The 25,168-nt window shown below is 63.1% G+C and carries 20 protein-coding genes, 2 pseudogenes and 1 riboswitch; of the genes and pseudogenes, 13 read left to right on the plus strand and 9 right to left on the minus strand.

From position 1 onward, the window contains the following. The first annotated feature begins 59 nt into the window (after positions 1–59). The 3 genes from ybgF (at position 60) to ftsH (ending at position 4,675) form a co-directional block, all read left to right on the plus strand. The gene (gene ybgF / locus EJ079_RS11510; RefSeq protein WP_127809021.1) at positions 60–1,169 is read left to right on the plus strand and encodes a tol-pal system protein YbgF; all 1,110 of its coding nucleotides are present in this window, start codon (positions 60–62) and stop codon (positions 1,167–1,169) included. A gap of 57 nt (positions 1,170–1,226) precedes the next feature. Then, positions 1,227–2,621 carry a tRNA lysidine(34) synthetase TilS gene (tilS, locus tag EJ079_RS11515; RefSeq protein WP_127809022.1) on the plus strand — a complete coding sequence of 465 codons (1,395 nt, stop codon included), beginning with the start codon at positions 1,227–1,229 and terminating at the stop codon, positions 2,619–2,621. Between the two features lie 125 nt (positions 2,622–2,746). Further along, positions 2,747–4,675: an ATP-dependent zinc metalloprotease FtsH gene (gene ftsH / locus EJ079_RS11520; protein ID WP_023811859.1), complete on the plus strand. Its 1,929-nt coding sequence runs from the start codon at positions 2,747–2,749 to the stop codon at positions 4,673–4,675. A gap of 245 nt (positions 4,676–4,920) precedes the next feature. Here the strand turns inward: ftsH and EJ079_RS11525 are convergent, their stop codons facing one another. Both EJ079_RS11525 and EJ079_RS11530 read right to left on the minus strand, forming a co-directional pair. After that, positions 4,921–5,373 carry a hypothetical protein gene (locus EJ079_RS11525; protein WP_127397625.1) on the minus strand — a complete coding sequence of 151 codons (453 nt, stop codon included), beginning with the start codon at positions 5,371–5,373 and terminating at the stop codon, positions 4,921–4,923. Positions 5,374–5,615: 242 nt separating this feature from the next. Next, entirely contained in the window at positions 5,616–6,452 is an 837-nt protein-coding gene (locus EJ079_RS11530; RefSeq protein ID WP_127809023.1) for a hypothetical protein, read from the minus strand. Positions 6,453–6,819: 367 nt separating this feature from the next. Between EJ079_RS11530 and glmM the strand changes: the two genes are divergently transcribed. The 5 genes from glmM (at position 6,820) to serA (ending at position 13,312) form a co-directional block, all read left to right on the plus strand. Next, positions 6,820–8,172, plus strand: a complete 1,353-nt coding sequence (gene glmM, locus EJ079_RS11535) for a phosphoglucosamine mutase (protein WP_127267139.1) — start codon at positions 6,820–6,822, stop codon at positions 8,170–8,172. A gap of 271 nt (positions 8,173–8,443) precedes the next feature. Further along, complete coding sequence (locus EJ079_RS11540) at positions 8,444–9,289, plus strand: outer membrane protein (protein WP_127809024.1); 846 nt, start codon at positions 8,444–8,446, stop codon at positions 9,287–9,289. Between the two features lie 208 nt (positions 9,290–9,497). Then, positions 9,498–10,262 carry an outer membrane protein gene (locus EJ079_RS11545; RefSeq protein WP_127267137.1) on the plus strand — a complete coding sequence of 255 codons (765 nt, stop codon included), beginning with the start codon at positions 9,498–9,500 and terminating at the stop codon, positions 10,260–10,262. A gap of 205 nt (positions 10,263–10,467) precedes the next feature. Then, positions 10,468–11,643, plus strand: a complete 1,176-nt coding sequence (locus tag EJ079_RS11550; RefSeq protein ID WP_127397218.1) for a phosphoserine transaminase — start codon at positions 10,468–10,470, stop codon at positions 11,641–11,643. A gap of 67 nt (positions 11,644–11,710) precedes the next feature. Beyond that, positions 11,711–13,312, plus strand: a complete 1,602-nt coding sequence (gene serA, locus EJ079_RS11555; RefSeq protein ID WP_127809025.1) for a phosphoglycerate dehydrogenase — start codon at positions 11,711–11,713, stop codon at positions 13,310–13,312. 56 nt (positions 13,313–13,368) lie between these two features. Here the strand turns inward: serA and EJ079_RS11560 are convergent, their stop codons facing one another. Together EJ079_RS11560 and EJ079_RS11565 are read right to left on the minus strand one after the other, a co-directional pair. Beyond that, positions 13,369–13,833, minus strand: coding sequence for a DUF2231 domain-containing protein (locus tag EJ079_RS11560; protein WP_127399338.1), 465 nt, complete (start codon positions 13,831–13,833; stop codon positions 13,369–13,371). Between the two features lie 151 nt (positions 13,834–13,984). Beyond that, complete coding sequence (locus tag EJ079_RS11565) at positions 13,985–14,890, minus strand: DMT family transporter (RefSeq protein ID WP_127809026.1); 906 nt, start codon at positions 14,888–14,890, stop codon at positions 13,985–13,987. 208 nt (positions 14,891–15,098) lie between these two features. Here EJ079_RS11565 and EJ079_RS11570 point away from each other — a divergent pair. Next, positions 15,099–16,391: pseudogene (locus tag EJ079_RS11570) on the plus strand (adenylosuccinate synthase); the annotation flags it as partial. Between the two features lie 53 nt (positions 16,392–16,444). Continuing rightward, on the plus strand, positions 16,445–17,974 hold the full coding sequence (locus tag EJ079_RS11575) for a hypothetical protein (protein ID WP_127809027.1): 1,530 nt from the start codon (positions 16,445–16,447) through the stop codon (positions 17,972–17,974). 11 nt (positions 17,975–17,985) lie between these two features. On the opposite strand, the gene EJ079_RS11580 is transcribed toward EJ079_RS11575, so the two are convergent. Genes EJ079_RS11580 through EJ079_RS11595 form a run of 4 tightly spaced genes read right to left on the minus strand, consistent with a single transcriptional unit; the run spans position 17,986 to position 21,052 of the window. Next, a complete protein-coding gene (locus tag EJ079_RS11580; protein WP_127809028.1) occupies positions 17,986–18,285 on the minus strand; it encodes a CcdB family protein in 300 nt (99 codons plus the stop codon). Then, on the minus strand, positions 18,285–18,527 hold the full coding sequence (locus EJ079_RS11585) for a type II toxin-antitoxin system CcdA family antitoxin (protein ID WP_127809029.1): 243 nt from the start codon (positions 18,525–18,527) through the stop codon (positions 18,285–18,287). Before EJ079_RS11585 ends, EJ079_RS11580 begins: the two co-directional genes overlap by 1 nt. Positions 18,528–18,585: 58 nt before the next feature. Then, positions 18,586–20,406: an ABC-F family ATP-binding cassette domain-containing protein gene (locus EJ079_RS11590; protein ID WP_127809030.1), complete on the minus strand. Its 1,821-nt coding sequence runs from the start codon at positions 20,404–20,406 to the stop codon at positions 18,586–18,588. Between the two features lies 1 nt (position 20,407). After that, positions 20,408–21,052, minus strand: coding sequence for a thiamine diphosphokinase (locus tag EJ079_RS11595; RefSeq protein WP_127809031.1), 645 nt, complete (start codon positions 21,050–21,052; stop codon positions 20,408–20,410). An 87-nt stretch (positions 21,053–21,139) separates the two neighbouring features. Continuing rightward, a riboswitch (TPP riboswitch) is annotated at positions 21,140–21,254 on the plus strand. A 43-nt stretch (positions 21,255–21,297) separates the two neighbouring features. On the opposite strand from EJ079_RS11595, the gene thiB reads away from it, so the two are divergent. Further along, positions 21,298–22,296, plus strand: coding sequence for a thiamine ABC transporter substrate binding subunit (gene thiB / locus EJ079_RS11600; protein WP_127809032.1), 999 nt, complete (start codon positions 21,298–21,300; stop codon positions 22,294–22,296). A gap of 27 nt (positions 22,297–22,323) precedes the next feature. Here the strand turns inward: thiB and EJ079_RS33870 are convergent. After that, positions 22,324–22,484 (minus strand): annotated as a pseudogene (locus EJ079_RS33870) (precorrin-3B synthase); the annotation flags it as partial. 52 nt (positions 22,485–22,536) lie between these two features. On the opposite strand from EJ079_RS33870, the gene thiP reads away from it, so the two are divergent. Both thiP and thiQ read left to right on the plus strand, forming a co-directional pair. Next, entirely contained in the window at positions 22,537–24,159 is a 1,623-nt protein-coding gene (gene thiP, locus EJ079_RS11610) for a thiamine/thiamine pyrophosphate ABC transporter permease (protein WP_127809034.1), read from the plus strand. Further along, positions 24,152–24,934: a thiamine ABC transporter ATP-binding protein gene (gene thiQ / locus EJ079_RS11615; protein ID WP_127809035.1), complete on the plus strand. Its 783-nt coding sequence runs from the start codon at positions 24,152–24,154 to the stop codon at positions 24,932–24,934. Before thiP ends, thiQ begins: the two co-directional genes overlap by 8 nt. The last annotated feature ends 234 nt before the right edge of the window (positions 24,935–25,168 follow it).

Below are 25,168 nucleotides of genomic sequence, written 5' to 3' on the forward strand. Positions count from 1 at the left end.
GCTGGTCCCATTCTGATTGGAAGGCGCGAACAAGCTAACGAAATCACTGCGAGAGGCACATGCATTTGAGATCGGTTCTGAGCGGCACGCTTGCGCTGCTGCTCCTATCAGGCATCACCGCCCTGGCTAGCGGCACCGGGGCGAGCGGCACGGGGCAATCAACCGACAGCGGCTTTACCTTCCATCTTCCCAGTGTCGAATTGCCCAACCTTTTCGGTCAAAAGAAGAAACCGGACCAGGTTCAGCTGGTGCAATCCGATCCTGCCGCTGTCACCAGCCTGGAAGAGCAGCTGCGGCAGATGAACGGCAAGATCGAGGAACTCAATTTCCAGGTCCTGCAGATGCAGGAGCAGATCCGCAAGCAGCAGGAAGACAATGAATTCCGCTTCCAGCAGCTGGAAGGCGGCGGCACGCAAGGCGGGCAGCCGCCGGCGCAGAAGAAATCGGACGCCACCACCGGCACCGACAACGATGTGGCGGCGGCCCCGGCGATACGGGCGCCGGCCGATGCCGGCGCCGCGCCCGCCAACGATCAGTCGGCAGGCGGCAAGACGGTCGAGGATGTCATCGTCGAATCTCCCGACGGCAACCCCGGAAAGGTTATTCCCGGTACGGGAGCGCCGGAAAAGAATTTCGGCACCATCACCGTCGACAAGAACGGCAATGTGATCGATGCCGGCGGCAACACGCAATCGACCGCGCCGGCGCAGGACACCGCGCCAGTCGCCGGGGCGGCGCCCAAGGCCGGAAAATCCGATACGGTGGTCGCGGCGTTGCCCGCCACCAACAACCCGGAAGAGCTTTACCGCAACTCCTACCAGTTCATCCTCTCGGGCGACTACGGCACCGCCGAGCAGGGTTTTCGCGACCACATCGCCCGCTTCCCAAGGGATGCGAAGGCGGCGGACGCGCATTACTGGCTGGGCGAGTCATTGCTCGGCCAGCAGAAATACCGCGACGCGGCCGAGACGTTCCTTGCCGCCAGCAAGGACTACCCCAAGGCCAAGAAAGCTCCCGACATGTTGCTGAAGCTCGGCGTGTCGCTGGTCGGCCTCAAGCAGCATGACGTTGCCTGTGCCACCTTCAGCGAGGTCGGCAAGCGTTACCCTGATATTTCCAGTGCGCTCAAGGAACGCGTCAAGCAGGAGAAGGCTCTGGCTGCCTGCTGATCCTTGTCCTACATGTCGTTGTCCTGAAACCGGGATCACTTTTGGGCGACATGCATTATGCTCGACACCGAGCCGGACCTTTCGACTAACCCTTTTTCGCATATCGATTTTACCAGCGGCGCTGTTGCGGCCGTGTCCGGCGGCAGCGACTCGACCGCCCTGCTCCTTCTTCTCAGACACCATCTCGACCGTAAGGCGCCGGCAACCAGGCTGCTGGCGGTAACGATCGACCACGGTTTGCGGTCCGGTTCGGCTGCGGAAGCGCAAACAGTGGCGAAGCTGTGCGCCAGATTCGGAATTTCACACCGCATCCTGACATGGTCGGGCCCCAAGCCATCGACCGGCCTGCCCGCGGCTGCTCGCGAGGTGCGCTACCGGCTGCTGGCCGAGGCGGCACAAGCTGAAGGCATCGGCCTGATCCTCACCGGCCATACCGCCGATGACCAGGCAGAGACGGTGCTGATGCGGCAAGCGCGCGAAGAAGGATTGGCGCGGGACGGGGGCCAAGGCCATGCCGAAATGGCAGGCCGGGGACTTGCCGGCATGGCGCCGGCCACCTTGTATGACTGGCGCGAGTGGATTGTTCGGCCGCTTCTCGGGTTGCGGCGCGAGGCGCTGCGCGACGTCCTGCGGCGTGAGAATGTCGGCTGGGCCGACGACCCCACCAATATCGACGCGGCCTTCGAGCGGCCGCGTGTGCGGGCCGCCCTTGCCGACAGCAACGGTGCGCAGCGCATCGACGATGCACTGGCGCTGGCCGCGCATGAGGGCCGCGCGCGCAGTCAACTCGGCCTCGCCGCCGCAAGTTTGATCGGCGATTTCGCGACCAGGCTGTCCTGCGGGCTCATTCGTCTTGATCCGCTCTTGCTGAACACAGGCGACGAGCGAGCGGCCGTCTATGCGTTGCGTATCCTGCTGGCCATGACCGGCGGAATTGCCTTCCTACCGGATCAGGCCCGCAGCGAGGCTCTGTTCGGTCGGCTGAGGGCTGGATTTCTTTGCGCCACATTGTCGCGGACGGTTGTCGATTCCCGGCGCTCCGGCATCTTCCTGCGCCGCGAGGCGCGCGGCCTGCCCGCCGCCGCAACCCTTACTGGCAGCACCCTGTGGGATGGCCGCCGGCGCATCACATTGAACGACAGCAGCAGCGCATTGTTGATTGCCCCGCTAGGCACGGCAGCGGCGAAGCGGCTGGCGACGGGCCAAGGAAAAGCCCCGCCGAGCCTGATGCGCGCCGCGCTCGCGGCCGAACCGGCGTTGTGGCACGCCGGGGAATGCCTTGGTTTGCCTGGATATGGACTGAAGTCTGCGATGATGGAAGTGCGGCCGGTCGTTACCCCCTTTGCCCGCTTCCTGCCTTCCTTCGACCTGGCGCCGGCGCAGGCCGTCGCCGGGCTGATTGGCGCGGCCCCGGTCCCGCCCTTGCCTTTCAGCGGCCATAGTGCCGGCTGATGGTTGCGCGAAAGCTTAACCCAGACGTGCTGTTATGCTTGGCAAGGGGAGGTGCTCTCCCTATGTTAGGCGCAAGTTTCCTCTCATGACGCGTGTCCGCCCCGCGGACACCAACGGGACAATTGATGAATCCGAACTATCGCAACCTCGCGCTCTGGGCGATCATAGCGGTCCTGCTCATAGCCCTGTTCAATCTGTTCCAGACGCCGCAGACGCGAGGGGCTTCCAGCGATGTGCCTTATTCGCAGTTCCTGCAGGATGTCGCGGCGGGCCGGGTCAAGACGGTAACCATCGCGGGCGCCCGCATCAGCGGCACCTACACCGACAATGCCAGCGGCTTCCAGACCTATTCGCCCGGCGATCCTTCGCTGGTCTCGCGGCTGCAGGACAAGAACGTCACCATCAATGCGCGGCCTGAAACAGACGGTTCCAATTCGCTGTTCGGCTATCTGATCTCTTGGCTGCCGATGATCCTCATACTCGGCGTCTGGATATTCTTCATGCGCCAGATGCAGTCCGGCTCCGGCCGCGCGATGGGCTTTGGCAAGTCGAAGGCCAAGCTGCTCACCGAAGCGCATGGCCGCGTCACCTTCCAGGATGTTGCCGGCGTCGACGAAGCCAAGGAAGATCTGGAAGAGATCGTCGAGTTCCTGCGCGATCCGCAGAAATTCCAGCGGCTCGGCGGCAAGATTCCGCGCGGCGTGCTGCTCGTCGGCCCTCCGGGAACCGGCAAGACGCTGCTCGCCCGCTCGGTTGCCGGCGAAGCCAATGTGCCGTTCTTCACCATTTCCGGTTCTGACTTCGTCGAGATGTTCGTAGGCGTTGGTGCAAGCCGCGTCCGCGATATGTTCGACCAGGCCAAGAAGAACGCACCCTGCATCATCTTCATCGACGAAATCGACGCTGTCGGCCGTCATCGCGGCGCCGGCCTCGGCGGTGGCAACGACGAACGCGAGCAGACGCTGAACCAGCTGCTGGTCGAGATGGACGGCTTCGAATCCAATGAAAGCATCATCCTGATCGCCGCCACCAACCGGCCCGACGTGCTTGACCCCGCCCTGCTCAGGCCAGGCCGCTTCGACCGCCAGGTCGTGGTGCCGAACCCTGACATCGTCGGCCGCGAGAAGATCCTCAAGGTGCATGTGCGCAACGTGCCGCTGGCGCCCAATGTCGACCTCAAGGTGATCGCGCGCGGTACGCCGGGCTTTTCCGGCGCCGATCTGATGAACCTCGTCAACGAATCCGCGCTGATGGCGGCACGGCGCAACAAGCGCCTCGTCACCATGGCCGAATTCGAGGACGCCAAGGACAAAATCATGATGGGCGCCGAGCGCCGCTCGTCGGCCATGACCCAGGCCGAGAAGGAGCTGACCGCCTACCATGAGGCCGGCCACGCCATTCTCGCGCTCAACGTGCCATCGGCCGATCCGCTGCACAAGGCCACGATCATTCCACGCGGTCGCGCGCTCGGCATGGTCATGCAGTTGCCCGAAGGCGACCGCTATTCGATGAGCTACAAATACATGATCTCGCGTCTCGCCATCATGATGGGCGGCCGCGTCGCCGAGGAGTTCAAGTTCGGCAAGGAGAACATCACCTCCGGCGCCTCTTCGGATATCGAGCAGGCGACCAAGCTGGCCCGCGCCATGGTCACGCGCTGGGGCTTTTCCGACAAGCTCGGCCATGTCGCCTATGGCGACAACCAGGAAGAAGTGTTCCTCGGCCATTCGGTGGCGCGCACGCAGAACGTCTCGGAAGAAACGGCGCAGATCATCGACGCCGAAGTGCGCCGCCTGATCGACGAGGCCTATTCGTCGGCGAAGTCCATCCTGACCAAGAAGAAGAAGGAATGGATCGCGCTGGCACAGGGCCTGCTGGAATATGAGACGCTGTCCGGCGAGGAGATCAAGCAGTTGATCGCCGGCCACAAGCCCGCGCGCGACCTTGGCGACGACACGCCGCCCAGCCGTGGCTCGGCCGTGCCGAAGTCCGGCGGCCGGCGAAAGAAGGGTCCTGAGCCCGAAGGCGGCATGGAACCGCAGCCATCGAGTTGAGCTTGACCACTGATTTCATCGAACGCCGCGGCTTGCTCCGCGGCGTTTTTTGTTTTTGGCGTTGGGGAGGAGTTGTCCGCGACCTCGCATCTGCGACGGTGACGATTGGCGAAAGCCAAGGTGATAGCTAATCTCCCCGCAAGGGGGAGATTGGCAACGTCGCCGCTGGCGTGCCCTCGAAGGCAACAAAAAGGCCCGCGAACCCTGCGGTTCGCAGACCTTCTCTTCTTCAGATGTCTTGTCGCTCAGCTCTTCAGCTTGGCATTGCACAGGCTGTAATAACCGCCGCCCTTCTGGATCCAGCGAAGGCCGTTCAACGTGCCCGCGTCCTTGTTGCCATGGTAGCCCTGCAGACAGGTCTTCATGCGCGCCTTCGCGGGCTTTTCGGTCTTGAACTCGGCGGCCAGCGTGGTCGGGAATGTCACGCCCGCGGGCGCTACAGTGGGGGCGACCGCCGCGCTGGTTTCCTTTTTCGTCTGCGGCTCGGTTTTGACCGTATCCTCGCTGACACTGTCCGCTGCTGATGTCGCGCACTTCTCCTTGCGAAAAGCCGTCCAGTCCATGCCGTTCAGAGTGCCGCCTTCCTTGGCTGTTCGATAGGTCTCGCCGCATTCCTTCATCGTCAGTGCGCTTGCGGGGGCGACGCTCCAAGCGACAAATGCGGTCGCAGCCAATACCGCCAATCTCAAACCGTGCATAAGACCCTCCTGGTTGATAATAAGTTTGACGTCTTTTTGTATATGGTTTGTTCTTGATATGTTCAACCAGAATCTTTACGGGCTACCGATGAGCTTGGCGGTGGGCAGTGTAGGCGAATTGATGATGCCGACAGCCCGGCGACATGCAGATGCGAGCAAGGCAGTGTGCGTCTTCGCGCAACAAAAAAGGCCCGCGCATCTTGCGATGCGCGGGCCTTTGTTTGGAGACTATGGCTAAGCGATCAGCCCTTCAGCTTGGCATTGCACAGGCTGTAGAAGCCGCCGCCCTTCTGGATCCACTTCAGGCCGCCGAGCGCGTTGGCGTCCTTGAGGACATAGTACTGGTCGAGGCAGGTGTGCATGCGGCCCTTTCCGGGGGTCTCGCTGGCATATTTCGCCGAGATCGCGGACGGGAACTTGACGCCCTTGGGCGCAGCCGTCGTCGGCTTCGCCGGCTCCTTGGTGTAGCTGGCCTCGTCGGCGGCCGGCACCGTGTCGTCATCCGATGCGCCGGCGCCGCATTCGGTCTTGCGGAAGTCGTTCCACTTCATGCCCTTCAGCGTGTTGGCCGTCTTGGCGGCCTGATACTTGGTGCTGCATTCGGCCATGCTCAGACCCTTGCCGTCGGCGGGGGCCGCGGCAGCCTTGGTGGTTGCCGGCTTGGCGGCGGCAGCGGCGGATGCACCGGCGGCGCATTCGGACTTGCGGAAGTCGTTCCACTTCATGCCGTTCAGCGTGCCGGCAGCCTTCGCCGCCTGGTATTTGGTGCTGCATTCCTTCGCCGTCAGGCCCTTGGCCGTGCTGTCGTCCGCAGCGGCGGCAGCCTTGGCCGCCTTGGCCGGCTTCGTCTCGGCAGCCTTCTTGGTATCGGCCGGCTTGGCGTCGGTCGTCGCGGCGGCGTCGGTGCCGCACTGAGCCTTGCGGAACTGGTTCCAGGTCGCGCCGGCGAGTGTCCCCGCATCCTTGGCGGCGTTGTATTTCGTGCTGCACTCGGCCATCGTCAGTGCGTTGGCTGGCGCGGCCAGGAACAAGGTCGCGACGGCGAGGCCGGTCAAAGTGGCAAGTCGGTGGATGAGCATAGCGTTTCTCCGTTGCAGCAGCCCATGAGACGTCCCTGCAGATCAATATCGCTCAACGGGCGGTTGCGCCAGATGCTAAGTGGCGTATATATCGCCGAAAACCGGTTTCTCCCGATAAGGTGATGAAATCGTTGTCCGTTGTCTGGTTCAGAGCAAGATTTTCCTCGTGCATCCGCGCTGAAAGGCTCGCATGACTTGTATATTGCAACATGGCAGTCTGGGCATGTCAGGTTGCGGCCACATGTGTGCAGTGCACAACAATGGTTTTCTAAGGATTGGTAACGTACAATCACACAATGTGATCATAGCGCCCTGGCCAATTGTGGCATGACGTGCCGGGGAAGAAACGTCGAGGAAGCTGACTAGCATGGCAGGGAATTATTTCGGCACCGACGGCATTCGCGGACGCGCCAACAAGTTTCCGATGACGGCTGAAATCGCTATGCGGGTCGGCATGGCCGCCGGCCTTTCCTTCCAGCGCGGCAGCCATCGACATCGTGTCGTGCTCGGCAAGGACACCAGGCTTTCCGGCTATATGATCGAGAATGCCATGGTCGCCGGTCTTTGTGCCGCCGGCATGGACGTGTTCCTGCTCGGCCCGATCCCGACGCCGGCTGTCGCCATGCTGGTGCGTTCGCTGCGCGCCGATATCGGCGTCATGATCTCGGCCTCGCACAACCCCTATTACGACAACGGCATCAAGCTGTTCGGACCCGACGGCTACAAGCTCTCCGACGAAATCGAGGAGCGCATCGAGAGCATGCTCGACAAGGATATCGAACTGGCGCTCGCCGATTCCGACGGGCTTGGCCGCGCCAAGCGCGTCGACGGGGTGCATGACCGCTACATCGAATTCGCCAAGCGCACCTTGCCGCGCTCGATGTCGCTCGCTGGCTTGAGGATCGTTGTCGATTGCGCCAATGGCGCGGCCTACAAGGTGGCGCCCGAGGCGCTGTGGGAACTGGGCGCCGAAGTCGTCGCCATCAATGTCGAGCCCAACGGCTTCAACATCAACAAGGAATGCGGCTCGACCCATCCGGCCGGCCTGCAAAAGAAGGTGCACGAAGTGCGCGCCGACATCGGCATCGCGCTCGACGGCGACGCCGATCGTGTCGTTATCGTCGATGAAAACGGCGCGATCGTCGATGGTGACCAGATCATGGCGCTGATCGCCGAATCCTGGCACCAGAGCGGGCGGCTTGCCGGCGGTGGTGTCGTCTCAACCGTGATGTCCAATCTGGGCCTCGAACGCTTCCTCGGCGACATGAAGCTGCAATTGCACCGCACCAAGGTCGGCGACCGTTATGTCGTCGAGCATATGCGTGCGCATGGCTTGAATGTCGGCGGCGAACAGTCGGGTCATATCGTGCTGTCCGACTTTTCGACGACCGGCGACGGCCTGGTCTCGGCGCTGCAGGTGCTCGCCTGCATCAAGCGGCAGGGGCGGCCGGTCAGCGAACTGTCGAAGAAATTCGAACCCGTGCCGCAACTCCTGAAGAACGTCCACATTTCCGGCGGCAAGCCGCTTGAGGAGGCGCCGGTCAAGGCCGCCATCGAAGACGCCCGCAACCGCCTCGGCAAGACCGGACGGCTGGTTATCCGGCCATCAGGGACAGAGCCGCTGATCCGCGTGATGGCCGAAGGCGACGACCCGCAACTGGTCGAGTCCGTGGTCAATGGCATAGTGGACATCATCTCGGAAACGCGCAGCGCCGCTTGATCCCAGCGCGTCCAGCAGGACGTGGATCTGACAACCAGGCGCGCCGCGCTCCCTTAACCGGTCCAAGGCCCGCCCCTCGGCGGGCTTTTTCTTGTCAGCCGCCACTTTGTTCGGTGTCCGTAAATCTCGCGCCTATCCCTAGAAGTTTCGAGATTCGTGGTTAAGCAACAGGGTTAAACGCCTTTTAACCTTTGCAATTCATTATCCACGACTGAAAGCCAATCGCATTTCGGGCGGGTTCGCCGTTCCGAGCTTCTCAGGGGTGACAAGCATGTTCAAGACAGCAAGAAAGGCCCTGCTCGCCTTCCTGTTCGCAGGGTTGGCAGGGCCGTTGTTCGCGGCCGATCTGCCGGAGCCAATGGTTGAAGAGGCTCCGCCTCAGGCCATCTACGAGCAGCCGGTCGAGGTCGGCGGCTGGTATATCCGCGGCGATATCGATTATCACAAGTCGAAGGTAGGTGACATTGACTACATCACTTACGGAGCCGAGCCTTGCCCTTGCGGACCTCCTGTCGGAGTCGCCGGCAGCAAGTCCTTCGACTACGGCAAGCTCAAGGGCGGCTTCTCGCTCGGCGCCGGCGTCGGCTACAAGATCAACGACCGCTTCCGTACCGATCTGACCGCCGACTATTGGTTCAAGTCGAACTTCAATGGTGGCACCTCGGATGCCACCACGACCTCGACCGAAGTGTCGAAGATGAGCGCCCTGCTGCTGCTCGCCAACGCCTATGTCGATATCGGCACCTGGCACGGCATCACGCCCTATGTCGGCGCCGGTATCGGCGGTGCCCGGGTCAAGTGGGATACCGTCTACGACCCGAACACCACCGAGACCAACCCCGGAGCATCCAACTGGCGCTTCGCCTACGCAGTCATGGCCGGCGCCTCGTACTGCCTCACCGACAAGGTCATCCTCGACGCCGGCTACCGCTTCTCCCATATCCAGGGCGGCCGCATGTTCGAATTTGATACGAGCAGCGCGGGGCCGGGCTTCGATCACGGCTTCAATACCCACGAAGTGCGCGGTGGCCTACGCTATCAGTTCGGCGGCAGCAACGGTTGCGCCGCGCCGGTCGTGGCCTACCAGCCCGAACCCGAGCCGATCTACACCAAGTAACAGCATCTACATTACTTGCATTCTTCACAAACCGCCCGGCCTCAGCCGGGCGGTTTTTCGTTGGGCCGCCTGGAATCGACAGGGGAAATGAATTCGCTAACGCTCTGTTAGCCTTAACCGGCACTTAACCACTATGGTTAACAATGCTCCTTGAAACGATGGCTGCCGCTGCGATTGCGGGCTGCGCCAAATTCGGGAGTCGGGGACCATGAAACTTACATCGCGTATGGCGCTGGCGCTCGGTGCACTGGCCTTCCTGCCGCTGACGCCGGTGCACGCGGCCGACTACGATCCGCCGATCTATGTCGACCAGGCGCCCGACTACGTCCCGGTCGAGGTCGGTTCCGGCTGGTATCTGCGCGGCGACGTCTCCTATCTGGCGCAGAAGAGCTTCGACAATCATGATTTCGCCACCGAAACCGCAGCCTTCAGCGACAAGGAAGATCCGATCTTTGCCAGCATCGGCTTCGGCTACCATTTCAACGACTATCTGCGCGCCGACCTCAATCTCGGCTATCTGCCCGGCAACGAGATCGGCGTCGGCTATGACGATTCAGCGACTGCCGCAGAGCCGACCGTGGCGTCGGCATCCCTTAAGAACTACGCCTTGTCGGGCATACTCAACGGCTATGTCGATCTTGGCACCTATGTCGGCATCACACCCTATCTCGGCGCCGGTATCGGCATCGTCCGCAGCAAGCGCACCCTGTCGGCAAGCTATTTCACCGACAATGGCGACGACACGGACGATTTTGCTGTAAGTGACAGCAAGACCCAGTACTCGCTGGCCTACACGCTGAATGCGGGCCTCGCCTATCAGGTATCGAAGAACGTTTCCGTCGACCTGGGCTATCAGTATTTCTCCGCCCCGGACGCCGAATATGTAGCCGCCGAGAGCCTAGATTCCTATCCGATCCGCAAGGGGATCAGCAATCATCAGGTCAAGCTTGGGCTGCGCTACGATCTTTGGTAGTAGGTACGGCATGCACGAAAACGCAGACGGCGGATCTTTCGGGGTCCGCCGTTTGCGTCTGAAGTCACGACATCCTGATCAGGGATCGCCGGTATCCCGGCAGCGACAAAAACTTTCCTCTTGACGCCCGAAGTCTGAACGCATATCGCCGTCCGTGGGCCACCCCTCCCCAACGAGGGGCCACTATCTGGAAGGATAGACCACGATGACGACGCATACGAAGCCCGGACTCCGTCCGGCAAACCCCAATTTTTCCTCAGGTCCCTGTGCAAAACGTCCCGGCTGGTCGGTCGAGGCGCTGAACAATGCCGCGCTCGGCCGTTCCCACCGCGCCAAGATCGGCAAGACCAAGCTCGAACAGGCGATCGAGCTGACGCGGGAAATTCTCCAGGTCCCGGCGGGTTACCGCATCGGCATCGTGCCGGCGTCGGACACCGGCGCGGTCGAGATGGCGCTGTGGTCGCTGCTCGGCGAGCGCGGCGTCGACATGGTCGCCTGGGAGAGCTTTGGCTCCGGCTGGGTCACCGACGTGGTCAAGCAGTTGAAGCTCGCCGACGTGCGCAAGATCGAAGCCGGCTACGGCGAACTGCCTGATCTCACCAAGATCGATTTCGACCGCGATGTGGTCTTCACCTGGAACGGCACCACGTCGGGCGTGCGCGTGCCGAACGGCGATTTCATTCCCGCGGACCGCAAGGGCCTGACCGTCTGCGATGCGACTTCCGCCGCATTCGCGCAGAGGCTCGACTTCGAAAAGCTCGATGTCGTCACCTTCTCCTGGCAGAAGGTGCTGGGCGGCGAGGGCGCTCACGGCATGCTGATCCTGTCGCCTCGCGCCGTCGAGCGGCTGGAGACCTACAAGCCTTCATGGCCGCTGCCGAAAATCTTCCGCCTGACCTCGGGCGGCAAGCTGATCGAAGGCATCTTCAAGGGCGAGACCATCAACACCCCCTCGATGCTGTGCGTCGAGGATTACCTCGATGCGCTCAACTGGGCGAAGTCGACCGGCGGCCTCGACGCGCTGATCGCCAGGGCGGATGCCAATGCGGCCGTCCTCGATCGCTTTGTCGGCAAATCCTCCTGGCTCGGTCATCTCGCCGTCCAGCCGGCGACACGGTCGAACACGTCCGTCTGCCTGTCCTTCACCGACCCGGACGTGTCCGCGCTCGACGCCGAGGGGCAGGCGGCTTTCGCCAAGGGGCTGGTGTCGGTGCTCGACAAGGAAGGCGTCGCCTACGATATCGGTGCCTATCGCGACGCACCGCCCGGCCTGCGCATCTGGTGCGGCGCGACGGTCGAGACGTCGGATCTCGAGGCGCTGCTGCCCTGGCTCGACTGGGCCTTCGCCGCGCAGAAGGCGTCGCTCAAAGCGGCGGCCTGAGATCATTCGCGGCGGCCTTCGGGCCGCCCATTCCCATCAGGATCAAATCCATTTCAAGGAGGCCGCCATGGCGCCCCGCGTTCTCGTCTCAGACAAACTCTCCCCCACCGCCGTGCAGATATTCAAGGATCGTGGCGTCGAGGTCGACTATCTGCCCGATCTCGGCAAGGACAAGGAAAAGCTCGCCGAAGTGATCGGCCAGTATGATGGCCTCGCCATCCGCTCGGCGACCAAGGTCACCGAAAAACTGATCAACGCCGCTACCAATCTCAAAGTCATCGGCCGTGCCGGCATCGGCGTCGACAATGTCGATATCCCGGCGGCAAGCCGCAAGGGCATCATCGTGATGAACACGCCGTTCGGCAATTCGATCACGACAGCCGAACATGCGGTGGCGATGATCTTCGCGCTTGCCCGCCAGATACCGGAAGCCAACGCTTCGACCCATGCCGGCAAATGGGAAAAGAACCGATTCATGGGCGTCGAGATCACTGGCAAGACGCTGGGCGTCATCGGCTGCGGCAACATCGGTTCGATCGTCGCGACGCGCGGCGTTGGCCTCAAGATGCACGTCATCGCGTTCGACCCGTTCCTGTCGGACAGCCGTGCCGAGGAGCTTGGCGTCGACAAGGTCGAGCTCGACGAACTGTTCGCCCGCGCCGATTTCATCACCCTGCACACGCCGCTGACCGACAAGACGCGCAACATCATCGATGCCGCGGCGATCGCCAAGATGAAGAAGGGCGTGCGCATCATTAACTGCGCTCGTGGCGGGCTGGTCGTCGAGGCCGACCTGATCGCGGCGCTGAAGAGCGGCAAGGTGGCCGGCGCCGGCGTCGACGTCTTCGAGGTCGAACCGGCCGAGAACAACGAACTGTTCGGCATGGAGAATGTGGTGGCGACGCCGCATCTCGGCGCCTCGACGACGGAGGCCCAGGAGAATGTCGCGCTCCAGGTTGCCGAGCAGATGGCCGACTATCTGATCAAGGGCGCCGTCTCCAACGCCATCAACATGCCGTCGATCACCGCCGAGGAGGCGCCGCGGCTGAAGCCTTTCGTCAAGCTTGCCGAAGTGCTCGGCGCCTTCGTCGGCCAGGTCACCGAGGATCCGATCAAGGAGGTCGAGATCCTGTTCGACGGCTCCACCGCGACGATGAATACGCGCGCGCTGATCAGCGCCGCACTCGCCGGGCTGATCCGGCCTCAGGTCTCCGACGTCAACATGGTGTCGGCGCCGATCATGGTGAAGGAGCGCGGCATCATCGTCGCCGAGGTCAAGCGCGACAAAACGGGCGTGTTCGACGGCTACATCAAGCTTACGGTGAAGACCGAGCACATGACGCGCTCGATCGCCGGCACATGCTTCTCGGATGGCAAGCCACGCTTCATCCAGATCAAGGGCATCAACCTCGATGCCGAGGTCGGCCAGCACATGCTCTACACCACCAATGCCGACGCGCCGGGCATCATCGGCCTGCTCGGCACCGTCTGCGGCGAGAACGGCGTCAACATCGCCAACTTCCAGCTCGGCCGCAACCGGCCGGGCGGCGATGCCATAGCGCTGCTCTATCTCGACGCGCCGTTCCCGGAAGCCGTGCTGGAAAAGGTCAAGGCGCATAAGTCGATCGACTCGGCCAAGCGGCTGCAGTTCGACATCAACGCGATGTGATCGAGGACAGGCGGTCGCCGACCCCCTCGTTGAGGCCGGCCGCCGCGGCGGCCGGTTCAGGTCAACTCGTCGGATCCATCGGAGACAGCCACGCGATGTCGGTAGACCAGTTCCCAACCCTTCCAGCCCGTAAACAGCAGGATGAGAACCACGATCAGCGATAGGACGAAGCCGGTTGGCATCACGGCCGCCGCTCCGCCGGCATACCGCGAGTACCAGTTGTAAAGCTCGATCAACACGACGAGTACATTGCCGCCGGCATGGAGCCATGCCGTCGTGAGATTGCGGATCTGAACATCGCCGAGAACATCCGTCAGGCCGGCAAGCGCAGCCAGGGCTGCCATGATCAGGCCTGCGCCGAGAAGCCAAAGCGACCCGGTGACCCATCCGGGATCGGCTGTTCGCCAGAAGATAAGATCGCAAACGAAGGCGCCGACAAAAAAGGCAATCGGAAACGGAATCAGCATGGGATGGATAGGGTGACCGGCAATGCTTGCCGTGCTGCGAGGGTTCGGGCTCATCATGTCGCCTCCCTGCCGTTCAAACTCCGCTGGAGGTGAAATGTTCCAAGTGAGGACGCGGCAGGGTTTATGCCGCTGTTTCCGGGCCATTGGCTAGATCCATGCTGTTCGCGTGAATCGCTGCAACGGGGAGAGCGTCAGCCGCCACATGTCATCTGCGGTGGTCCGCCACCGCCATCTTGCGCCCGCTGTATTCGGCAAGCCCGATGCCGCCCAGCACGAGCACCAAAGCCAGTGCCTGATAGAGGTGGAACGTCTCGCCGACGATCAGCGCCGACAGCAGCGTGCCGAAGATCGGCACCAGATTGATGAACAGGCCGGCGCGGTTGGCGCCGATCAGTTCGTTGCCTCTGATGTAGAAGATCTGCGAAACGACGGAGGCGCCGATCGCCGTATAGACGATGACGGTCCAGCCGCGCGCATCGGGCATGATGACCTTGCCGGCGACGACCTCCCACAGGAAGAACGGCAGCGAAGTGACGAGTGCCGCAACCGACAGGGCCAGCATCAGGCTCTGCCAATGCATCACCGGTTTCAACCGCAGTCCGACCGAATAGCCGCTGTAGAGAAACACGGCGACCAGCATGATGGCATCGCCGAAATTGAGTTCCAGCGTCAACAGCCGGCGCGGGTCGCCATGGCAGGCGGTGAGGATCACGCCGGCGATGGTCAGCACGACGCCGACAATCTGCGCCCAGTTCACGCGCAGGCGGAAGAAGACGAAATTGGCAGTCATGATCAGGATCGGCATCGCCGCCTGTTCGATCGAGACATTGATCGCTGTCGTGTAGTTGAGCGCCGTGTAGAAGATGGTGTTGAACAGGGTGAAGCCGCTGGCGCCGAGGGCGACCAGCACGAACCAGTGCTTGCGGACGACCGGCCAGTCCTTCTGGATGGTCTTCCAGCCGATGGGCAGCATGATCGCCACGGCCAGAACCCAGCGCAGGAAGACCAGCGTCATCGGCGAGACGTGATCGACCGCCAGCTTGCCGGCCACCGAATTTCCGCCCCAGAGCAAGGTGGTGAGCAGCAGGAATATGTAGGCGCTTCGATGCATCGCGGGATTCCAGTCGCCGGAGCTGCGGTGTTTGCCGGCCTATTGCCCTCGCTCGCCCAAGTAAATGATGTCAAAGCCGAAAATTGTTGTGCCTCAGGGCATTTTCGACGGCAAAGAAAGGTCGCGCTCGCGAGGTCTTGACGTTATAGAGGCCTGTCGTTTCGAACCATATTCAAGCCGCTTGGCGGCGTCTCAAGGGAAAAGAAACATGGCCAATGTGGTGGTCGTCGGCTCGCAGTGGGGTGACGAAGGCAAGGGCAAGATCGTCGACTGGCTGTCGGAGCGGGCCGATGTCGTGGTGCGTTTCCAGGGCGGCCACAATGCCGGCCATACGCTGGTCGTCGACGGCAAGGTCTACAAGCTGTCGTTGCTTCCGTCGGGCGTCGTGCGCCAGGGCAAGCTGTCCATCATCGGCAATGGCGTCGTGTTCGACCCTCATGCTTTCGTCGCCGAGGTGGCCAAGCTCAAGGCGCAAGGTGTCGAAGTCGCACCGGATCGCCTGAAAATAGCCGAAAACACAGCGCTTATCCTGTCCCTGCATCGGGAGCTGGACGGATTCCGTGAGGACGCCGCATCCAATTCCGGGACGAAGATTGGCACGACCCGTCGTGGCATCGGCCCCGCCTACGAGGACAAGGTGGGCCGGCGCGCGGTCAGGGTGATGGACTTGGCGGATTTGGAAACACTGCCCGTGAAGGTTGACAGGCTGCTGACGCACCACAATGCGCTGCGTAGGGGGCTTGGCCATGCGGAAGTCACGCATGACGCGATCATGCAGGAATTGACCTCGGTCGCCGACGACATCCTGCCCTATATGGACCGGGTCTGGAAGATCCTCGACGACAAGCGCCGGGCTGGCGAGCGTATCCTGTTCGAGGGCGCGCAGGGCACGCTGCTTGACATAGACCACGGCACCTATCCGTTCGTAACCTCGTCGAACACGGTTGCCGGACAGGCTGCCGCCGGCTCCGGCGTCGGCCCAGGCGCCATCGGCTATGTGCTCGGCATCACCAAAGCCTATACGACACGCGTCGGCGAAGGTCCGTTCCCGACCGAGCAGAAGAACGAGGTCGGCGAATTCCTCGGCACGCGCGGCCATGAATTCGGCGTCGTCACCGGCCGCAAGCGCCGCTGCGGCTGGTTCGACGCGGTGTTGGTACGCCAGGCCGTCGCTGTCAACGGCATCAAGGGAATCGCGCTGACCAAGCTCGACGTGCTTGACGGGCTGGACGAGATCAAGGTCTGCACGGGTTATCGTCTCGACGGCGAGATGATCGATTATCTGCCGGCCAGCCAGGGCGCGCAGGCACGCGTCGAACCGGTCTACGAGACGCTCGAGGGCTGGAAAGGCACCACTGCCGGCGCGCGCAGCTGGAACGATCTGCCGGCCCAGGCCGTCAAATACGTCCGCTACATCGAAGAGCTGATCGGCGCCCCGGTCGCACTCCTTTCCACCAGCCCGGAACGGGACGACACGATACTTGTGACCGATCCGTTTCAAGTGGCGACGAGACGCCGGAAAAGCGTACGCGCATCTATGCCAGCGTTCGCACCATGCTGGCGAAGAAGCTTGAGGAATATTCGCCGCCGCCGGCCGCCGAAGCCATAGCCACGCAGATGCGTTCGCTGGAAGACGCGATCGCGAGTGTCGAGCGGGACTATGCCAAGAGCCTGCCGGAGACCGATCCGCTGGCGGAGCTGGAACACATCTTTTCATCGATCGATCGCAACAAGAATCAGCCGAGCCATACACGGCAGCCGGCCAAGGCTGAATCGGCCTGGCCCGCACCGCCCGCTGCAAAGCCTGAATCTTATCAGCCCGCGCCACCACCTGCCGCCAAGGTCGAGCCGAGCTGGCAAAGGGCGACGCCGGCGCCTTCCCAGCAGGCTCGCGCCGACACGCCTCTTCCAGGTATGGATGCCGACGAGGCGGAGGACGAGGCAGATGTCTTTTCCAGCGACGAAGAGCCGGTGTCGGACACCTTCCAGCGCCTGCGTCCCGCCGAGCGCAAGCGCAGCTATGGTGGGCTGATCGCGGCCGTCGTCGCTCTTCTGGTCGTAGCCGGCGGCGGCTACGGAATCTGGCTGAACAAGGATGCCTTCGGCAAAATGCTTGGGCTTGGCGGCAATCAGGTCGCCAAGACCGAGCCGGTGAAACCAGCGCCTGCCAAGCCGGCAACCGATGCCGCGGCAACGCCTCCGGCGCCCGCGGCTGGCGGCACGGAGGCCGAAAGCACGAAATTCACGCAGCGGCTGACGCCGCAGGGCAGTGAAGTCGACCCGGGTCCGGCCGGTGGCCAAAGCGGCATCGGCGAAGGCGAATCGGTCGCCGCGCTGACCACGCCGCCCTCGGCGACGAACGCACCGGCGATTTCCGCTCCGGCCGCAGGCACACCTGCCGCGGCAGCGCCCCCCGCTACAGGTGCCGCCCCCGCAACGCCGCCTGCCAACGGAGCTGCCCCGGCAGCGCCGCCCGATGCTGCCGGAACGCCGCCCGCACCGGCAGCTGCGCCTGTGGAAACCGCTCTGCCTGTCGGCCAGAAGGCGATCTTCTACGAGGAGCGCACCAGCACCGCCCAGGGCTCCGCCGAGCCCGGCAATATCGTCTGGTCGCTGGTGCAGGAATCGCCCGGTGGCGACCTTCCGCCGGAGCCGGCGATCCGTGCCGAGGCCACCATTCCCGGCAAGGACATCCAGTTGCGCATGACCATCCGCCGCAACACCGATCAGACACTGCCGGCCAGCCATATCATCGAGATGATCTTCCTGACGCCCGACGGTTTCGAGGGCGGCGGTGTCGACAACATCCTGCGCGTCGCCATGAAGGGTTCGGAACAGGATGCCGGCAGCCCGTTGATCGGTATCCCGGCGAAGATCGCCGACGGCTTCTTCCTCGTCGCGCTCAACGATACCAAGGCCGACGAAGACGCCAACATGACCCTGCTTCGCGGCCAGGACTGGATCGACGTACCGGTCGTCTACAAGACCGGACGGCGGGCACTGCTGACCATGGAAAAGGGCATTCCCGGCGAGAAGGTGTTCGACGAGGCGATCAAGGCCTGGCAGGCCAAGACGGCTGGCTGAGAAGGAGCAGTTCAGAAGCCTTGGAACAGCATGTCGAGCGCGGAGACAATCTCGTCATGGTGCCTGGAAAGGCTTCCTTCTGGATCCGGCAATTCCGAGGCAGAGAAGGCTGACATAAACTGGGTGACCATCACATGATCTTTGCCATTTACGGCGAAGGTCGGGTTTAATCGGCGACCAGGAACCGGGGCTATCTTGGGCGGCATCAGCGGAATAATGATCCTGGTGCTTAGTCCTTCAAGAAGGTCTGATTGCACGTCGAGAAGATAACCGCCGCCCGCGGCATTCCTGTAGAAATCATAACGCGCCATCAGAACGGCCGTTGTTTGGCCAGTGGCAGTCCGTTGTGTCTGACATACTCATTGGAGCTGTCGATGGCTTCCTTATTTTCTTCCTGCCATCGGCGCGTTTTTTCTGCCGAGATTGCTTTTGCAATGCCTTCTTCGGCGGCGCGTGAGATATTGATGCCCAAAGCTTTCGCATCGCTGATCAACCGAGAGTCGATGGACGTATTCACAGATTGTCGCTGAGGTTTTGACGTCGATTGAAGCATAAAGATCGCCTCCTTTTATGCGCATAATCTAGGCGCATAAAAGCCCCCACGCAATCCTTCACCCTTCCATTTCCTCGCGCAACATCTCCAATTCCAGCCATTCTTCCTCCAGCGCCGCCAGCGTCGCGCGCTCCTTGTCGAGGGCGGCGATGGTTTTCTGGAAGGAGGCCGGGTCGCGCTCGTAATAGGCCGGATCGGCGATGTTGTTCTCCAGTCTTGAGATCGAAGCTGTCACAGCCTCGATTTTCTTGGGCAGCGATTCCAGAGCGAATTTCTGCTTGAACGACAGTTTCTTCGCCGGCCCCTTTGGCGCGGCCGCTTCACTTCTGGTCGTCACTGGCGCTTCGCCGTTCTCGGCCTTCGCGCGCGCCTTGCGGTCGTCTAGCCTGGTGCCGCCGCGCTGCGCCAGCATGTCGGAGTAGCCGCCGGCATATTCGATCCAGCGGCCTTCACCATCCGGCGCGATCAGGCTGGTCACGGTGCGGTCGAGGAAATCGCGGTCGTGGCTGACCAGGATGACGGTGCCGGCGAAACCGGCGACCAATTCCTGCAGCAGTTCCAGCGTCTCCATGTCGAGATCGTTGGTCGGCTCATCGAGCACCAGAAGGTTTGCCGGTCGCGCCAGCACGCGCGCCAGCAAGAGCCGCGCCCGCTCGCCGCCGGATAACTCGCGCACCGGCGTGCGCGCCTGCTCCGGCTTGAACAGGAAATCCTTCATGTAGGAGACGACGTGGCGCTGCTCGCCATTGATGACGAGGTTCTCGCCGCGCCCGTCGGTGAGATATTGCGCCAGCGTCTCCTGCGGGTCTACCGCCTCGCGCTTCTGGTCGAGCGTGGCGATCTCCAGATTGGTGCCGAGCCGCACCGAACCGGCGTCCGGCTTCATCTCGCCGGTCAGCATCTTCAAGAGCGTCGTCTTGCCGGCGCCGTTCGGCCCGACCAGGCCGACGCGATCGCCGCGCTGGATGCGGGTCGAAAACCCCTTGACCACGGTGAGATCGCCAAAGCTCTTCTCGATGTTCTTCGCCTCGATCACCAGCTTGCCGGACTCGGCGGCGTCGCTCGCCACCATGGTCGCCGACCCTTCGGCACCGCGATGGCCGCGAAAACGCTGGCGCATGGTCTGCAACTCGCCGAGCCGGCGCATATTTCGCTTGCGCCGCGCCGTCACGCCGTAGCGCAGCCAATGCTCTTCGCGAACGATCTGGCGGCCGAGTTTATGCTGCTCGCGCTCTTCTTCCTCCAGGACCAGGTCGCGCCATTCCTCGAAATGGCCAAAGCCCTTGTCCAGCCTGCGGGTCTGGCCGCGATCGAGCCAGATGGTGGCGCGCGACACACGTTCGAGAAAGCGGCGGTCGTGCGAGATGACGATCAGTGCCGAGGAGGTGCGGATGAGTTCTTCTTCCAGCCATTCGATGACCGAGAGGTCGAGATGGTTGGTCGGCTCATCGAGCAGCAGGATGTCTGGCTCCGGCGCCATGACGCGGGCAAGGGCAGCACGCCTCGCCTCGCCGCCCGACAGATCGTTGGGCCGCTCCTCGCCCGACAGTCCGAGATGCTCCATCAGATAGCTGGCGCGGTAGGGATCGTCGGCAGGGCCAAGCCCGGCCTCGACATAGGCGCGGACAGTGGCAAAGCCCTCCATGTCGGGCATCTGCGGCAAATAGCGGACAGTTGCCGAAGGCTGGCGGAACACCTCACCGTCCTGCGGCTCGATCAGGCCAGCGGCGATCTTCAGCAGGGTCGACTTGCCCGACCCGTTGCGGCCGACCAGTGCGATCTTGTCGCCGGCCGAAGCCGTCAAGGCGGCGCCGTCGAGCAGCGGCGTGCCGCCGAAGGTCAGTTTTATCCCGTCGAGGTTGAGAAGAGGCGGGGCCATGTCAGCTTTCAGGTAAGGGATAGGGATGAGCGAGCAGCATCGCGCGGCCATGGCCGAGCGCGATTTCGAGGCGGCCCTTGACCTCGTTGGAAATGGTCAGCGACGAACCGAAGGCCACCTTGACGTGGTTCAGCGGCCATTTGGCGCGGGTGACGGTCAACCCGGCAAGCTCGGAAAAGCCGAGCACCGAAAACAGCGTGCCATCGGCATAGTCGAAGCCGGCCGTTCCGCGCAGCAGGGGAATGCCTTCCTGGGCGCCGCTGGTCAGGAGCACATCGGTCCCTGCTTCGGCCAGCCGCAAGGCAAGCGCCAGATGCAGGAAAGCGTGGTCGGCGCGCTTGCCGCCGAAAGCACCGGCGAGCACCAGCCGGGTCGCGCCGCGCTCGAGTGCTGCGGCGATGGCCAGTTCGCCATCGGTCTGGTCCTTTTCCGCCGGGAAGGTCCGGCGCGGCACGGAAGCGAGATCGTCCGGCAGGTTCGCCGGCACGGAATCGAAATCACCCACCCACAGCTCCGGCACGAGGCCCAGCAACTGCGCATGGCCTATGCCGGCGTCGGCGGCGATGACGCGGGAGCCTTCGACCTGACGGTCGAGCCGTGGCGTGCGGATGAGATCGCCGCCAAGCAGGATGGTGAATGTGCTCATATCGTGTGGCCCTTACCAGCCCGGCACGGGAAACGGAAGGCGGCAAACTCCCACTTGCGTGGCGGATCGGGCCGGCCTATGTGTCGAAACGCTCTAACGGGGTGCCGGACGCGATCTTCGCGGACCGGCTGAGAGGCAGTCTCGCCAACCCGCTGAACCTGATCCGGTTTGTACCGGCGGAGGGATTAGACGTTTCGGACAGTCCGACGCCTCAATTCCTTTCAATTCGAACGAAGGAGGCGCCGATGCGCACGCTTTTATACGCTCTTGTTTCAGCAACGGTCGTGGCCTTGTCCGGACCGGCCTTGGCCAAGGACAAGCTCACCGTCTACACCTATGAGAGTTTTACCGCCGACTGGGGTCCGGGTCCCGTGGTGAAGAAGGCGTTCGAGGCCGAATGCGGCTGCGATGTCGAGTTCGTCTCGGTCGCCGACGGCGTCGCGTTGCTCAACCGCGTCAGATTGGAAGGCGCATCGACCAAGGCCGATATCGTGCTTGGCCTCGACACCAATCTCACCGCCGATGCCAAGGCCTCAGGCTTGTTCGCGCCGCATGGCGGCGTAACTGATGTCAACGTGCCGGGTGGCTGGAGCGACGATACTTTTGTCCCCTTTGATTACGGCTATTTCGCTGTCGTCTACGACACCGAGAAGCTGAGGAACCCGCCGAAAAGCCTGAAAGAGCTGGTCGAAGGCAGTGCCGACGACAAGATCGTCATCCAGGATCCACGCACCTCGACGCCGGGCCTCGGCCTGCTTCTGTGGGTCAAGTCGGTTTATGGCGACAAGGCGCCGGAGGCCTGGGCCAAGCTCAAGCCGAAGGTGCTGACCGTGACGCCGGGCTGGAGCGAGGCCTATGGGCTGTTCACCAAGGGCGAGGCGCCGATGGTGCTGTCCTACACGACGTCGCCGGCCTATCACATGATCGCCGAGAACACCGGGCGCTACCAGGCCGCCTCCTTCGAGGAGGGCGAGTATCTGCAGATCGAGGTGGCGGGTATCACCACGACGGGGGCCAAGAATCCGCTGGCGGCCAAGTTTATGGCCTTCATGACCGGACCTAAATTCCAGGATGCCATTCCCGAGACCAACTGGATGTTCCCGGCCGGCAAGACCGACAAGCCGCTCAATCCGGCCTTTGATAAACTGGTCAAGCCGACCAAGACCTTGCTGTTCAGCCCGCAAGAGGTCGCTGCCAATCGCAAGGCCTGGGTCGATGAATGGCTTGCGGTGATGAGCAAATAAGTTTGCTATCGAAGATGAGTGCTCTACGGCGCCCCCCTCTGTCCTGCCGGACATCTCCCCCGCTTGGGGGGAGATTGGCTGCCATCGGCGATTTCGCCAATCGCCAATGCTGCTGGAGTGAGCGAGGCGTCGAAATTGCCAATCTCCCCCCTTGTGGGGGAGATGTCCGGCAGGACAGAGGGGGGCGCGAAGGAACGCAATCCTTTGTAAGTGCCGCGATCCGGAGATTGGTGGTCCGGCGTGCGACGCGCAGCCTCTGATCCCCGCGTCAGCGCCGGCATTGTCGCGCTTGCCGCGATCGCGCTGCTGATCGGCGGCGCGTTTGCCGGCCTGCTTTTCGAGGGCGCCCATGATTTCTCGGGCGCCTGGGCAGCCTTCGATCCCTATCTGCTTCGCGTCATTCGCTTCACGCTCTGGCAAGCGGCGCTCTCGACGCTGCTTTCGGCCATCCCGGCGCTGTTCGTGGCGCGCGCTCTGTCGCGACATCCACGTTTCTTCGGCCGCGCCTTCATCCTGCAGATCTTCGCCGTGCCGTTGGCGCTGCCGGCTATTGTCGCAGCGCTCGGCATTCTGGCGCTTTATGGCCGTGCCGGCTATTTCGCCGGCGTGCTTGCCTTGATCGGCGGCGGAAGCTGGCCGGGTATCTATGGCCTGTCCGGCATCCTCGTCGCCCATGTCTTCTTCAACCTGCCGCTGGCGACGCGGCTGTTCCTCGAGGCGCTGCAGACCATACCGGCCGACCAATGGCGGTTGGCGAGCCAACTCGGCATGGCGGCGCGGCCGGCGTTCCGGCTGATCGAATGGCCAACGCTGCGCGCCGCACTGCCCGGCGTCGCCGGGCTTGTGTTCATGCTCTGCATCACATCCTTCACGATCGTGCTGACGCTCGGCGGCGGGCCGGCCGCGACGACGCTGGAGGTCGGCATCTACCAGGCCCTGCGCTTCGATTTCGATCCCGCGCGGGCCGTTACACTGACGCTGTTGCAGATCGCCCTGACCTTTATCGTTGTGCTGGCCCTGACGCGCCTGGGCGCCAATGTGGTCGGCGACACCAATTTGCCGGTCGCGCAACGCCGCTATATCTCGGTGAATCGGAGCGAGACCTGGTTGAACGCGCTAGTCATCATCCTGGCGCTGCTGTTCGTCGTTGGGCCGATGGCGGCAACCGTGATGGCCGGGTTGGGTGCGGATCTCGGCCGTTTGGCCAGCGAGGCCACTGTCCGGCAGGCAACGCTGACCAGCGCGGCGCTCGCCTTCCTGTCGGCACTGCTCTCGGTGATGCTGTCGCTGGCGCTGACCATGGCGCGGCGGGCACTGGCGCTGAACCGCCGTGCCGGCGCAAAGACACTGCTCGAACGCGCCGCCGATACAGGCGCCGGCTTTGTTCTTGTCGTGCCGCCGATCGTCGTCGGCGCCGGCTGGTTCCTGTTGCTGCGCCATGCCGGCGATGTCTTTGCCATCGCCCCGGTCATGGTCGTCACCGTCAACGCGGTGATGGCGATGCCGTTCGCCCTGCGCGCCGTGCGTCCCGCCTATGATGCGGCGAGCGAGCGTCACGAACGGCTCTGCGCACAGCTCGGCATTGCGGGCTGGAACCGGCTGATACTGGTCGACTGGCCGTCGCTGCGGCGCCCGCTCGCCACGGCCTTCGCTTTCGCCATGGCGCTGTCGCTGGGCGATCTCGGTGTCATTGCCCTGTTCGGCAGTGATTCCGTGCAGACATTGCCCTACCTTCTTCTGGCTCGGATGGGCAGCTACCGCACCGAGGATGCCGCCGGCCTGGCACTCCTGCTCGGCCTCGTCTGTCTCGCGTTGATCGTGGCGGCGCACTGGCTGGGAAGGGAGAAGGTCCGGGATGCGTGACGGGGCGGCCAGCAGGCTTGAAAAGGGCGCATCGGTGCGGCTGGACAAGGTGTCGTTCAGTTATGGTGAGGTGCCACTTGTCTTCGACGTCGAGTTCGCCACGGCGAAGATCACCGCCATCATGGGTCCGAGCGGTTCGGGCAAGTCGACGCTGCTCAATCTGGTCGCCGGCTTCGAGACCCCACAATCGGGCCGCGTGCTGATCGGCGGGGCCGATGTCAGCGCCGAGCCGGCCTCGGCGCGGCAGGTGTCGATGGTGTTCCAGGAGAACAATCTCTTCGCGCATCTTTCCGTCGAGCAGAATGTCGGGCTCGGTCGCTCGCCCTCCCTGGGACTGACCGAGGCGGACCGCGCCGCGGTCGCCGAGGCGCTTGCGCGCACCGGTCTCGCGGGCAAGGAGAAACGCCTGCCGCGCGAGCTCTCCGGGGGCGAACGCCAGCGCGTCGCACTGGCCCGCGTGCTGGTGCGCGACCGACCGGTGTTGCTGCTCGACGAGCCATTCGCTTCGCTCGGACCCGCTTTGCGCGACGAGATGCTGAATCTGGTTGCTGCCGTTCATGCCGAACGCGCCATGACGGTGCTATTTGTCACCCACCAGCCCGAGGATGCACGCCGCATCGGCGAGCACATGGTGTTTGTCGACAATGGGTTGGTGGCCGCAACCGGCAAGGCTGATGATTTCTTTACCGGGGCTGGTCCGGAGGCGTTCCGGCGCTATATCGGCGCGGGTGCTGGATATTCCACATCACGCGATGTTGCCCGGAAGCGGACATAATTTACGGTCAAACCGGCTCCAGGCGATGTGGCGTTTGCTTGCCATGACCGGGGGAGTGTGGCTAGGTCGCCCTACCGGTCCGGCACAGGCCGTGATTTGCCTGCAGTATCCGCCGCCCGCCCTAAGGGACGGGCAACGGATGCTGCAGCAGTTTGAGATAGCGCATGACGCGTTCCGAAGATCGCCCCCGATTTTCGTGGTCATGCGCCGGGACCCGAAAGGAAGCCGTTCTGG

Source organism: Mesorhizobium sp. M7A.F.Ce.TU.012.03.2.1 (assembly GCF_004006095.1).
Taxonomy (GTDB): Bacteria; Pseudomonadota; Alphaproteobacteria; order Rhizobiales; family Rhizobiaceae; genus Mesorhizobium.